Annotated in this window: 10 protein-coding genes and 2 riboswitches; of the genes, 3 read left to right on the forward strand and 7 right to left on the reverse strand. The window is 73.7% G+C overall.

Features of this window, described 5'->3' with window-relative positions:
* The first annotated feature begins 167 nt into the window (after positions 1–167).
* A riboswitch (cobalamin riboswitch) is annotated at positions 168–316 on the forward strand.
* 186 nt (positions 317–502) lie between these two features.
* Together metE and ACIP5O_RS30610 are read left to right on the forward strand one after the other, a co-directional pair.
* Entirely contained in the window at positions 503–2,821 is a 2,319-nt protein-coding gene (metE, locus tag ACIP5O_RS30605) for a 5-methyltetrahydropteroyltriglutamate--homocysteine S-methyltransferase (protein ID WP_401299050.1), read from the forward strand.
* A 161-nt stretch (positions 2,822–2,982) separates the two neighbouring features.
* Positions 2,983–4,269 (forward strand): radical SAM protein, encoded by a 1,287-nt coding sequence (locus ACIP5O_RS30610; RefSeq protein ID WP_401299102.1) that lies wholly within the window; start codon positions 2,983–2,985, stop codon positions 4,267–4,269.
* Here the strand turns inward: ACIP5O_RS30610 and ACIP5O_RS30615 are convergent.
* The 7 genes from ACIP5O_RS30615 to ACIP5O_RS30645 all read right to left on the reverse strand — a co-directional run bounded on the left by ACIP5O_RS30615 (position 4,182) and on the right by ACIP5O_RS30645 (position 10,689).
* The gene (locus ACIP5O_RS30615) at positions 4,182–5,093 is read right to left on the reverse strand and encodes an ABC transporter ATP-binding protein (RefSeq protein WP_401299053.1); all 912 of its coding nucleotides are present in this window, start codon (positions 5,091–5,093) and stop codon (positions 4,182–4,184) included. The two genes, ACIP5O_RS30610 and ACIP5O_RS30615, sit on opposite strands and share 88 nt — an antisense overlap.
* The gene (locus tag ACIP5O_RS30620; protein ID WP_401299056.1) at positions 5,090–6,148 is read right to left on the reverse strand and encodes a FecCD family ABC transporter permease; all 1,059 of its coding nucleotides are present in this window, start codon (positions 6,146–6,148) and stop codon (positions 5,090–5,092) included. Before ACIP5O_RS30620 ends, ACIP5O_RS30615 begins: the two co-directional genes overlap by 4 nt.
* The gene (locus tag ACIP5O_RS30625) at positions 6,145–7,236 is read right to left on the reverse strand and encodes an ABC transporter substrate-binding protein (RefSeq protein WP_401299059.1); all 1,092 of its coding nucleotides are present in this window, start codon (positions 7,234–7,236) and stop codon (positions 6,145–6,147) included. The genes ACIP5O_RS30620 and ACIP5O_RS30625 overlap by 4 nt, the downstream gene beginning before the upstream one ends.
* 56 nt (positions 7,237–7,292) lie before the next feature.
* A riboswitch (cobalamin riboswitch) is annotated at positions 7,293–7,418 on the reverse strand.
* A 96-nt stretch (positions 7,419–7,514) separates the two neighbouring features.
* A complete protein-coding gene (locus ACIP5O_RS30630) occupies positions 7,515–7,721 on the reverse strand; it encodes a cold shock domain-containing protein (RefSeq protein ID WP_356548918.1) in 207 nt (68 codons plus the stop codon).
* Positions 7,722–7,981: 260 nt separating this feature from the next.
* A complete protein-coding gene (locus ACIP5O_RS30635; RefSeq protein ID WP_401299062.1) occupies positions 7,982–8,575 on the reverse strand; it encodes a TetR family transcriptional regulator in 594 nt (197 codons plus the stop codon).
* Between the two features lie 193 nt (positions 8,576–8,768).
* Positions 8,769–9,728 (reverse strand): NAD-dependent epimerase/dehydratase family protein, encoded by a 960-nt coding sequence (locus ACIP5O_RS30640; RefSeq protein WP_401299065.1) that lies wholly within the window; start codon positions 9,726–9,728, stop codon positions 8,769–8,771.
* 13 nt (positions 9,729–9,741) lie between these two features.
* On the reverse strand, positions 9,742–10,689 hold the full coding sequence (locus ACIP5O_RS30645) for a ScbA/BarX family gamma-butyrolactone biosynthesis protein (protein ID WP_401299067.1): 948 nt from the start codon (positions 10,687–10,689) through the stop codon (positions 9,742–9,744).
* Between the two features lie 130 nt (positions 10,690–10,819).
* Here ACIP5O_RS30645 and ACIP5O_RS30650 point away from each other — a divergent pair, with 130 nt between their 5' ends.
* Positions 10,820–11,500 (forward strand): ScbR family autoregulator-binding transcription factor, encoded by a 681-nt coding sequence (locus tag ACIP5O_RS30650; RefSeq protein ID WP_356548922.1) that lies wholly within the window; start codon positions 10,820–10,822, stop codon positions 11,498–11,500.
* The last annotated feature ends 235 nt before the right edge of the window (positions 11,501–11,735 follow it).

The raw sequence follows: 11,735 nt of genomic DNA on the forward strand, positions 1-11,735 counted from the left end.
ACGCCCGTCCCCGTACGTCCCGCAGATCCGTCCCCGTCCCCCCGCCGTTCACCCGCGCGTCTCGTCGGCTCGCCCGAATGGCGAGATACCCGTCCCCACTCCCGGTGCAGACCCCGTACCCTGGCCGGGCAGCTGGTTCGCCCCCGTCCGCCAGGCGGGAGGCGTCGTAAGAGGGAACCCGGTGGGAATCCGGGACTGCCCCGCAGCGGTGAGCGGGAACGACCGCCGTCATACGCACTGGGCCCGGGAAGGGTCTGGGAAGCGACGGCCAGTAGGAGTCGTGTACAGCGCGACGTGCCCGTGAGTCCGAAGACCTGCCCGTTGCCCGCACGCGGACGATTCCGCGCGCGGACATCCCGGTGACCTCGAGGGCGGGTCGGCGTACATACCGACGGACGACCGCGCCCCGCCGCGCGTGTTCGCAACCGTCCGGTCCGTCGCCCCTTCGCGTCCTCGTCCCGTCCCCGGGACCTCAGGGATTCATCTCGCGAAGGAGATCTCCGTGACCACGAAGTCCGCAGCCGCGGCAGCACGGGCCACCGTGTACGGCCACCCCCGTCAGGGCCGGGACCGGGAGCTGAAGAAGGCGGTCGAGGGCTACTGGAAGGGCCGCGTCACCGCCGGCGCCCTCCGGTCCACCGCCGCCGAACTGCGCCGCACGCACTGGCGGCAGCTCGCCGGGGCCGGTGTCCACGAGGTGCCGACCGGCGACTTCTCGTACTACGACCACGTCCTGGACACCACCGTCATGGTGGGCGCGATCCCCGCGCGGCACCGCGAGGCCGTCGCCGCCGACGCGCTGGACGGCTACTTCGCCATGGCGCGCGGCACCCAGGACGTCGCTCCGCTGGAGATGACGAAGTGGTTCGACACCAACTACCACTACCTGGTGCCGGAGCTGGGCCCGGACACGGTCTTCACGGCCGACTCCTCGAAGCAGGTCGCGGAGCTGGAGGAGGCCCTCGCCCTGGGGCTGACGGCCCGTCCGGTCCTCGTCGGACCCGTCACCTACCTGCTGCTCGCCAAGCCCGCACCGGGCGTGGCCGCCGGCTTCGATCCGCTGACCCTGCTCGACCGGCTCCTGCCGGTGTACGCGGAGGTCCTCGCGGACCTGCGCGCGGCCGGCGCCGAGTGGGTGCAGCTCGACGAGCCCGCGCTCGTCCAGGACAGGACCCCGGCCGAGCTGAACGCCGCCGCGCGCGCCTACCGCGACCTCGGCGCGCTCACCGACCGGCCGCGGCTCCTCGTCGCCTCGTACTTCGACCGGCTCGGCGACGCCCTGCCCGTCCTGGCCGAGGCGCCCGTCGAGGGTCTCGCGCTCGACTTCACCGGCCCGGCCGCCGCCAACCTGGAGGGGCTCGCCGCCGTCGGCGGGCTGCCCGGGAAGCGGCTCGTCGCCGGTGTGGTCGACGGCCGCAACATCTGGGTCAACGACCTGGAGAAGTCCCTGGCCACCCTCGGCACCCTCCTCGGCCTGGCCGACCGGGTCGACGTCTCCGCCTCCTGCTCCCTGCTCCACGTGCCGCTCGACGCGGCGGCCGAGAAGGGCGTCGACCCGCAGATCCTGCGCTGGCTCTCCTTCGCGCGGCAGAAGGCCGCCGAGCTCGCCACGCTGGCCAGGGGCCTGTCGCGGGGGACGGACGCGATCGCCGGCGAGCTGGCCGCCAACCGCGCCGTCCTCGCCTCCCGCGCCACCTCCCCCATCACCCGGAACCCGGCCGTGCGCGCCCGCGCCGGGGCCGTCACCGGGGCCGATGCCCGCCGCTCGCAGCCGTACGCCGAGCGGGCCGCCGCCCAGCGCGCCCACCTGGGCCTCCCGCTGCTCCCGACCACCACCATCGGCTCCTTCCCGCAGACCGACGAGCTGCGCGCGGCCCGCGCCGACCTGCGGGCCGGCCGGATCGACACGGCCGGGTACGAGGAGCGGATCAGGAACGAGATCCGGGAGGTGGTGGCGTACCAGGAGAAGACCGGCGTCGACGTCCTGGTGCACGGCGAGCCCGAGCGCAACGACATGGTGCAGTACTTCGCCGAGCAGCTCGACGGCTACCTCGTCACCCGGCACGGCTGGGTCCAGTCGTACGGCACCCGCTACGTCCGCCCGCCGATCCTGGCCGGTGACGTCTCGCGGCCCGAGCCGATGACGGTGCGCTGGACGGCGTACGCCCAGTCCCTCACGTCCAAGCCCGTCAAGGGGATGCTGACGGGCCCCGTCACCATGCTGGCCTGGTCGTTCGTCCGCGACGACCAGCCGCTCGGCGAGACCGCCCGGCAGGTGGCGCTCGCCCTGCGCGACGAGGTGGGCGACCTGGAGGCGGCCGGCGCCTCCGTCATCCAGGTGGACGAGCCGGCGCTGCGCGAGACGCTGCCGCTGCGGGCCGCCGACCGCCCGGCGTACCTCGACTGGGCGACGGAGGCGTTCCGCCTGGCCACCGGCGGGGTGCGGCCGGACACCCAGATCCACACCCACATGTGCTACGCCGAGTTCGGGGACGTCGTGCAGGCCATCGACGACCTCGACGCCGACGTCATCAGCCTGGAGGCGGCCCGCTCCCACATGCAGGTGGCCCGGGAGCTCGCCGCCCACGGCTACCCGCGCGAGGCCGGTCCCGGCGTCTGGGACATCCACTCGCCCCGGGTGCCGAGCGCCGAGGAGGCGGCGGACCTGCTGCGCACCGGTCTGGAGGCCGTCCCCGCCGAGCGCCTGTGGGTCAATCCGGACTGCGGTCTGAAGACCCGCGCCTGGCCGGAGACCCGGGCCTCCCTGGAGAACCTGGTCGCCGCCGCCCGCACGGTCCGCGCGGAGCTGTCCGGCTCGTGACGGGACGCGCCCCCGGGGCCGGGGCCGGGAACCCCGGCCGACGCCCCGGGGGCACGCGCGCGTAGCGTGGGGTACACGTCGGCTCCATGAGCCCCCTCACCTCGGGAGACCCGCCTGTGTCCAGCGTCGCACCCACCCGCACGTCCGTCGTGGAGTCCCTCATGGAGCGCTTCCCGGGGATTCCCCGGGAGGCCGTGCTCAAGGAGGACCTGCTGCGCGGCGGGGTCGCCTTCGACCCCGCCGCCCTGTCCGGCAACGAAGGGGGCGAGGTGAAGCCGAAGTCGTACTTCATCTTCTCCTTCGACCACCGGACGCTGCCCGAGCTCGGGGAGGCGGCGCTCAACCGGCCGCCGGAGGAGATCGTGCTGACCGGCGGCCCGTACGGGCTGCGGCGCACGGTGGTGTCGGTGCGGGTCAACCCGTCCTCGCCGTACCGGGTCGCGCCCGACGAGGACGGGGCGCTCGCGCTCTTCCTGGACGGGGCGCGGATCGCGGACGTCGGCCTGCCGCCGATGCCGGAGTACTACCGGCACCCGCTGTCGAACGGCAAGTCCGTGATGGAGGTGGCGCCGACGATCCAGTGGGGCTACCTGATCTACCTGACGGTCTTCCGGGTGTGCCAGTACTTCGGCGCCAAGGAGGAGTGCCAGTACTGCGACATCAACCACAACTGGCGCCAGCACAAGGCGGCGGGCCGCCCGTACACCGGGGTGAAGCCGGTGGACGAGGTCCTGGAGGCCCTGGAGATCATCGACCGGCACGACACGGCCCGCGCGTCGACCGCGTACACCCTGACCGGCGGGGCCGTCACCTCGAAGGTCGGCGGGAAGGACGAGGCCGACTTCTACGGGCAGTACGCGCAGGCCATCGAGGAGCGCTTCCCCGGCCGCTGGATCGGCAAGGTCGTCGCGCAGGCCCTGCCCAAGGCGGACGTGCAGCGCTTCCACGACTACGGCATCCGGATCTACCACCCGAACTACGAGGTGTGGGACCGGCGCCTGTTCGAGCTGTACTGCCCCGGCAAGGAGCGCTACATCGGCCGGGACGAGTGGCACCGCCGCATCCTGGACTCGGCGGAGGTCTTCGGGCCGCGCAACGTCATCCCGAACTTCGTCGCCGGGGTCGAGATGGCGCGCCCCTCGGGCTTCCTGACCGTGGACGAGGCCATCGCCTCCACCCGGGAGGGCCTGCGGTTCTTCATGTCGCGCGGGATCACGCCCCGCTTCACCACCTGGTGCCCGGAGCCGACGACGCCGCTGGGCCGCGAGAACCCGGACGGCGCCCCGCTCGAGTACCACCTGCGGCTCCTGGAGGCGTACACGGAGACGCTCCGGGAGAACGACCTCACCGCCCCGCCCGGCTACGGTCCGGCCGGTCCCGGCCGCGCGGTGTTCTCGGTCAGCTCCTTCATGGACGCGCTGGCGCCGGAGCCCGGCGACGGGGAGTAGGAGGGCCCGGCCGTCCCCAGGAAGCGGACGTGGGGGCGGCCCCCGGGGTCCGGCCGGGTCACGACGCTCCGGACCCGGTAGACGTCCGCGATCAGCTCCTCGGTGAGCACCTCCTCCGGCGTGCCGCCGGCCACCACGCGGCCGCCGGAGAGGACCACGAGCCGCTCGCAGTACATCGCCGCGAGGTTCAGGTCGTGCAGGGCGACGACGGCCGTGAGGCGCAGCCCCGAGACGAGCTCCAGGAGGTCCAGCTGGTGCTGGACGTCGAGGTGGTTGGTGGGCTCGTCGAGGAGGAGTTCGCGCGGCTCCTGGGCGAGGGCGCGGGCGATCTGGACGCGCTGGCGCTCGCCGCCGGAGAGGGTCCGCCAGGGCTGGCGGGCCCGGTCGGCGAGCCCGGTGCGGGCGAGGGCGGAGCGGACGGCGGCCTCGTCGGCCGCCGAGGACGGGGTCCAGGCCCTGCGGTGCGGGACGCGGCCGAGCCGTACGACGTCGACGACGGTCAGGTCGCTCTGGGTGTCGGACTGCTGCTCGACCACGGCGAGGCGCCGGGCGACGGTCCTGCGGCCGAGTCCGGCCAGCGGGTCGCCGTCGAGGGTGACGACCCCGGAGTCGGGGGCGAGGACGCCGGCGAGCAGGCGCAGGAGCGTGGACTTGCCGGAGCCGTTGGGGCCGAGGAGGCCGGTGACGGTGCCGGGGACCGGGGCGATGCTGACGCCGTCGAGGACGAGGACGCCGCCGGCGGTGCGCGAGACGCGGTCGGCGCGCAGGCCCGCGTCCCTGTGGGCGGGGGTCATCGCGTGCTCCTCGTGCTTCGTGTGCTTCATGCGCTTCGCGTGCTTCGTGTGCGGTAGAGGACCAGGACGAAGGCCGGGACGCCGATCAGCGAGGTCACCACGCCCACCGGTACCTCCTGGGGGTCGAGGACGGTACGGGCGAGGGTGTCGGCCCAGACCAGGAAGACCGCTCCGGCCAGGGCGGTGACCGGCAGGAGCCGGGCGTGCCCGGGGCCCGCGAGCGCGCGGGCGGCGTGCGGCAGGACGAGTCCGACGAAGCCGACGGCCCCGGCGGCGGAGACCAGGGCGGCCGTCAGGAGCGCGGTGACGCACAGGAGGACGAGCCGGGTCCGGGCGACGGCGACGCCGAGCGAGGCTGCGGCCTCCTCCCCGAAGGCGAACGCGTCCAGGGTCCGCGCGTGTCCGACGCAGATCACCAGGGCCGCCGCGAGGACCCCGAGGCACACCCACACGTCGTTCCAGCCGGCCCCGGCGAGGGAGCCGAGCAGCCAGAAGAGGACGCCCCGGGTGGTCTCCGCGTCGGCGGCCGTCATCACGACGAAGGAGGTGAGGGCCGAGAAGAGCTGCATGGCGGCGACCCCGGAGAGGACCACACGGTCCGTCGAGCCGCCGAGGGTGTGGCTGAGCAGCAGCACGAGCGCGAAGGAGCAGACCGCCCCGAGGAACGCGCCGCCGGTGACGGAGAGGACTCCCCCGCCGATCCCGAGGACGACGACCGCGACCGCGCCGGTCGAGGCGCCGGAGGAGACGCCGAGGACGAAGGGGTCGGCGAGCGGGTTGCGCAGCAGCGACTGCATCACCGCGCCGCACAGGGCGAGTCCGGCGCCGCAGACGGCGGCGAGGAGGGTGCGGGGAAGCCGCAGGTCCCACACGATCCCGTCGCGGATCGGGGAGAGCGCCGGGGCGCCCCCGCCGAGGTGGGCGGCGACCGTCGACCACACGTCGGCGACGCCGATGCGGGCCGGGCCGATGGTGATGGCCACGGCGATCGACGCGGCCAGGAGCGCGAGTCCGCCCGCCGTCCACAGCAGGGCCGCGGCTCCCTTCCGTATCGAAGCGGCAGCCGGAGAGGTGGTGGCCGTCACTTCGCGGGACCGTACGAGCGGAGCGCGGCCGCCACCTTCTCGACGGCCTCGACGGTGCGGATCGTGGGGTTGAGCGCCTGGCCGCTGAGGAGCACGTACCGCTTGTTCTTGACCGCGGTCATGCTGCGGGTGACCGGGTCGGACTCCAGGAACCCGATCTTCTTGGCGGCGCTCTCGGCCGACTGCGAGCGGCGGGTGAGGTCGCCGATGACGAGGACGTCGGGGTCGCGGTCGGCGACGGTCTCCCAGTTGATCTGGGGCCACTCCTCCTTGGTGTCGTCGAAGACGTTCTTCGCGCCCAGCTCGCGGGAGACGATGCCGGGGGCGCCGCAGCAGCCCGCCATGTAGGGCGCCTCGGAGTTGGCGAACCAGTAGAGGACCGTGGCGTTTTCGAAGTCTCCACCCGAAGTCGCCTTCGTCACCCGGCCCTTGAGCTCGGCAACGAGCTCCTCGCCGCGCTCCCGGACCCCGAAGATCCGGGCCAGGTCGCGGATCTCGCCGTAGACCGTCTCCATGGTGAGCGGCCGGACGCGGACCCCGTCGCCGTCCCCGCTGTTGTCCTTGCCGACGCAATCGGTGGGCGAGAGGTACGTGGGGACGCCGAGCTGCTCGAACCGCTCGCGGGGCGCCACCCCTCCCTTGCCGAGGGTGTACGCGAAGGAGGCGGCGGCGAAGTCGGGTTCGGCGTCGAGGACCTTCTCGACGGAGGGGTAGCGGTCGGCGAGGCGCGGGACCTTCGCGTTCTCCTCCTCCAGGCCCTTGAGCACGGGGTCCGTCCAGGTGCCGGTGCCCACCATGCGGTCGGCGAGCCCGAGGGAGAGCATGATCTCCGCCGCGCCCTGGTCGAGGGCGACGGCCCGCTCGGGCGCGCGCTCGACGCGGACGGGCCGTCCGCAGTTGTCGTCGAGGGTGACCGGGTATCCGGCCTTCGCGTCTCCGGCGGCGCCGCGCGCGGGCCGGTCGGGGGCGGGTGCGGTTCCCGCGCCGCAACCGGTCGCGGTCAGGAGCAGGGCTCCGGTGAGGAACGGCACGGCGGAGCGGACGGGGTGTGCGAGCGGCACGGGACTTCCTCTGCGGCCACGGCTCATACGCGGAGCCTGTCGTACGGTGCTCCCCGGACGGGCGGGCCGCCGGGGCCGCCAGCAGGTCTTCGGACTCGGGGTCGGCCGGACGGGGCGCCTTCCCGGGCCGTCGTCGCCGCCCAGTGGCCGATGCTCCGCCCGTCGCCCTCACCGCTGCGCGTCAGTTCCGGTCTCGCACCGGATTCCCCGACCCGTGCACACACCCGTTCGGGCGCGTACAAAGGTGCGACTGGCCTCGGCACAGTACCACCGGCCCGGGGGCGCGCCCCGGGGCGCGGGGGGCGTCAGACGCGCAGTTCCCTGGCCTCGAAGCGGCCGTCCCCGAGGACCAGGACGAAGGAGACCTGCTGCCCCTCCGAGACGGTCCTGCTCTCGTCCTCGATGTCCTCCGCGCTGAACCAGACCTGCTCCTCGGAGCCGACGGGGACGACGAACCCGTATCCCCCGAGACGGTTGAAGGACTGCACGAAACCCTTGCTCCTGCCTTCCACGGCGGCCTCCTCCTCGGCGTCGGCGACGCGGGCGGGGGTCGTCCCGGCCGGGTGCGGCCGGGTCCGCGTCTCAGGGGAGGTGTACCCCGTCCGCCCGCGCTCCGCCCGTCGGGCGGTGGGCCGTGCGCGAGCACTCCGGAGGATCTCGTAGAATATTCAACAGAGGTCCGGTGCCGAAGATCCCCCGTGTTCGGCACCGGGCCTCGTCGCACGTGCGGACCGGGGCGGGGTACGGCCTCCGGGCCCGGACGGGGTACGCCTCAGGTGCCGCCCGGGTACGCGATCCTCGCCGTGATCCTGGCGATGCGCGCCGCCGTCTCCGCCGGGGAGGCCACCGGCTGGACGATGTGGCTGACGGTGAGCCGCACGACCGTCTCGACGGCGAGGCCGCGCGACTCCTCGTCCACGTCGGGCCAGGCCTCGATCGCGTACGCGTCGAGCATCGCCATCGCCGTGCCGAAGACCGGCTCCGTGCGGGTGGTGAGGTAGGCGAGGAGGTCGTCCTCGCCGCCCCGGGCCGCGACCAGGACGCTCTTGATGAGGGGGTTGTCCACGGTCTGCTGGAGCGTGTAGCCGACGCCGGCCGCCGCCGCATCCTCCAACGCGCCCCGGTGGGCGTCGAGTTCGCGCTCGATGCCGATCAGGAAGCCCTCCAGCTCGCGCTGGACCAGGGCGTTGCCGATGGCCTCCTTCGAGCCGAACTCGTTGTAGAGGGTCTGGCGGCTGATGCCCGCGGCGCGCGCGATGGAGGTCATGCGCAGCCCGCTCCAGCCCTCGGCGGCGACGAGGCGGTAGGCGGCGTCGAGCACCTGCTCGCGCAGCAGGGACCGGACGCTCTCGCGGAAACGTGTCATCGTGGCCCACCTTATCCACCGGGAACCGCCCGGAGGAGGGGCGTGCGAGGGGGTCTCGGGCGCGGACCGGGGGCCGGACGGCTTCCGTTCGGGAGGGGCGCGGTGGCTCCGCCCGGGGACACCGGGAAGGCTCCGTTCGGGAGGAGGGGGCGAGGAGGCCCCCGTTCGGGAGGAGGGGCCGAGGAGGCCCCGTTCAGGAGGAGGGACCCAGGAAGCTCCGGTACCACTCCGCGTGGCGGGCGAACCCCTCGGTGAAGACCGGTCCCGGGTCGCGGCCCGGCTCCCGCCAGGTGCGGTCGTCGGCGAACCAGTGGTCGGTGGCGAGCATGTCGAGGTGGTGGAGGGCGAAGGGGCGGGCCGCGAGGAGGGTCCGCGCCTCGGCGATGTCCACCGCCGGGCCCCGGCGCGGTCCGGCCCGGTGGGCGAGCAGCTCCTCGCCCGCCGCGAGGAGGTCCGCGACCGGCACCGGTTCGGGGTGGTTGACGTGGTACGGGCCGGGCCGGGTCCGGGGCGAGAGCGCCGCGCCGAGCAGGACGCCCGCCAGGCTGTCCGCGTCGATCAGGGAGTGGCGCGAGGCGCCGCCGTCGAGCGGGCCGGGCAGGGCGCCGAGGAGTTCGACGAGGCCCGGCACCATCTGCCGGTCCCCGGCCCCGTACACGAGGTGGGGGCGCAGGACGGTCCCGCCGGCCTCCATGACGTGCCGCTCGCCCGCCGCGCGGGTGCGGCTGGTCGTCGAGACGGGGGCGATCGGCAGGGTGCCGGGGGCGGCGGCGCGGAAGGGGCCGCGGCCGTGGACGGAGGCCGTGCCCAGGGCGACGATCCTGGTCACCCCGGCGCGTACGGCGGCGTCGACCAGGGCCCGGACGCCCTCGTCGTTGACGGCGCGGGCCGTCTCCTCGTCCCCGCCGATCGCGGAGGCGCAGTGGATCAGCACGTCGACGCCCTCGAAGGCCCGGCGCAGGGAGTCGGGGTCCCGGAGGTCGCCCCGGACGGTCTCGACCGCCGGGGTCCCCTCCGGCCCGAAGGGCGGGGCGTCGAGCGGGCGGCGGGCGAACAGGCGTACGCGCCCGGCCTCTGCCGTCGTCGTGGCGGCGGCCGCCACCCGGCCGCCGATGAATCCGGACGCGCCGGTGATCAGGAGGTGAGGGCCCATCGTCCGTTCCGGGTCAGCCCGCCGACCGGGCGGCGGGGCCGCGTCCGGCCACCACCGGCTCACGGGACGGGGAGGTGAGCGTGCAGAGGAAGACGGGCGTGCCGTCCTGGTGGCCGGTGATCCGGACGGTGGTCGCCGGGTCGGCGGTGGTCAGGATCTCGGCCTCGATCCAGCAGGGGCTGTCGAGTTCCACGTAACGGGAGAAGGAGAGCTCCATGGCGGCCGGGAGGTAGGCGGTGTCGCCGGTCGCCAGCATCGCCGCCTGCCGGGCCGCTTCGAGGAGGAGCATCCCGGGGACGTGGTCGTTCGGGCGGCGGAAGAGCGTGGGGTGGGCGGTGTTGATCCGCAGCTGCCACCGGTCGGGGCGGTCGCCGGGGCCCAGGACGACGTCCTTGGGGTCCTCGCGGCCGACCAGGCGCGGGTCCACCCCGGGTATCAGGGGGACGGGGCGGCCGAGGGCCGCCATCCGCTCGCCCCGCATCCGGCGGTACGCCGGGCCCGGGGTGCAGCGCGCCGTGCTGTCGCCGGTGGCGACCCGCCGGCCGTCCCGGGTGATGACGACGCTGGTGCGCAGGCCGCGCACCCTGCCCGCGCGCCTCTCCAGTTCGGGGAAGGAGATCTCGGCGACGATCTCCGACGAGGGGCCGTCGAGGGCGAGTTCCCCGGGATCGGCGGTGTAGTTCAGCTCCCACATGACGAACTGATCCTCCACGGGTACCCCGAGTTCGGCGTGGAGGACGAGCATGGTGGCCTGACGTATCGTCTCGGCCACCAACACGGGGTCGTGCCGGTCACCGGCCACCGGGGAGAAGAAGGGATGCGAAGCAGGCCAGCGAGCGGAGACGGAGTAACGATTCTCCCGTACCTGTGTCCAGGCCGTGGGGATGATGTCGGCGGGGTCGGCCCGATGGACGAACTCCCCCGGGACGGGTGTCGTTCCTCCACGGTGGCGCTGTTCCATGGCTCCCCCTCGCAGTCCCTGCACACCCCGAACGGCACGTCCGTCCGGCGTAGGGTACGTAGAACGCGGTTTTCTTTTCAATGCTTCACGTCACAGGGTGAGCACAGACAGCGAGACAGCGGGAGGCGCCTTGGCGCAGCAAGCGCGTGCAATCCGGACCCGGCGGCTCATCCTGGAGTCGGCCGCCGCCGTCTTCGCCGAGCGCGGCTACGAGCGGACGACCATCGGGGAGATCCTGGTGCGCGCCGGGGTGACCAAGGGGGCGCTGTACTTCCACTTCGCCTCCAAGGAGGACCTCGCCCTCGGCGTGCTGGACGCCCAGATGCTCGACGAGCCCCTCACCCCGCAGCCCGTCAAGCTCCAGGAGTTGGTCGACCAGGCCTTCCTGCTCACCCACCGGCTGCAGCGCGATCCGCTGGTGCGGGCGAGCGTCGCGCTGGCCCTGGACAGCGGCGCCGCGGGGGTCGACCGGGCCGCTCCCTTCCGGGCGTGGATCGACCAGGTGGCGGAGATCCTCACCGTCGCGAAGGTGCGCGGGGAGCTCCTCCTCCACGTGAACGTGACGGACACGGCCGAACTCTTCGCGGGGTCCTTCTCCGGGATCCAGGCCATGTCCCAGATCCTGTGCGACCGCAATGACCTGACCCATCGGGTTCTGGTGCTGCTCCGGTGCGTACTGCCGACCATATGCACCCCGGCCGTGCTGATCCGCCTGGAGATGACCGAGGAGCACGCGCGGAACCTCGCCGCCGAGTACGACGAGAAGCGGTTCGCCGAGGACGGCGAGAACCTCACGGTGTCCTCCCGCTGACGCGACCGACCGCGCGGTTTCCCGAGCGCCCCGACGCATGACGCGTCGGGGCGCTCTGGCATTTGTGGCACTGAGTGTGCTTTGCTGAGGGTACTCAGTGCCACAAGCGTCTAGGGGAGCTCCACATCATGGGCAAGGACTTCGACCTGTATCGGCCTTCCGAGGAGCACGACATGCTCCGGGAGTCGGTGCGGGCGCTGGCGGAGGCGAAGATCGCGCCGTTCGCGGCGGCGGT

It is taken from the genome of Streptomyces sp. NPDC088915, from assembly GCF_044749825.1.
GTDB lineage: Bacteria > Actinomycetota > Actinomycetes > Streptomycetales > Streptomycetaceae > Streptomyces.

Excerpts from the sequence above, each read along its gene's own strand:
- ACIP5O_RS30610 (WP_401299102.1), top strand. The coding sequence starts at position 2,983 with ATGGAGCGCTTCCCGGGGATTCCCCGGGAGGCCGTGCTCAAGGAGGAC.
- ACIP5O_RS30615 (WP_401299053.1), bottom strand. The coding sequence starts at position 5,093 with ATGAAGCACACGAAGCACGAGGAGCACGCGATGACCCCCGCCCACAGG.
- ACIP5O_RS30625 (WP_401299059.1), bottom strand. The coding sequence starts at position 7,236 with ATGAGCCGTGGCCGCAGAGGAAGTCCCGTGCCGCTCGCACACCCCGTC.
- ACIP5O_RS30635 (WP_401299062.1), bottom strand. The coding sequence starts at position 8,575 with ATGACACGTTTCCGCGAGAGCGTCCGGTCCCTGCTGCGCGAGCAGGTG.
- ACIP5O_RS30640 (WP_401299065.1), bottom strand. The coding sequence starts at position 9,728 with ATGGGCCCTCACCTCCTGATCACCGGCGCGTCCGGATTCATCGGCGGC.
- ACIP5O_RS30645 (WP_401299067.1), bottom strand. The coding sequence starts at position 10,689 with ATGGAACAGCGCCACCGTGGAGGAACGACACCCGTCCCGGGGGAGTTC.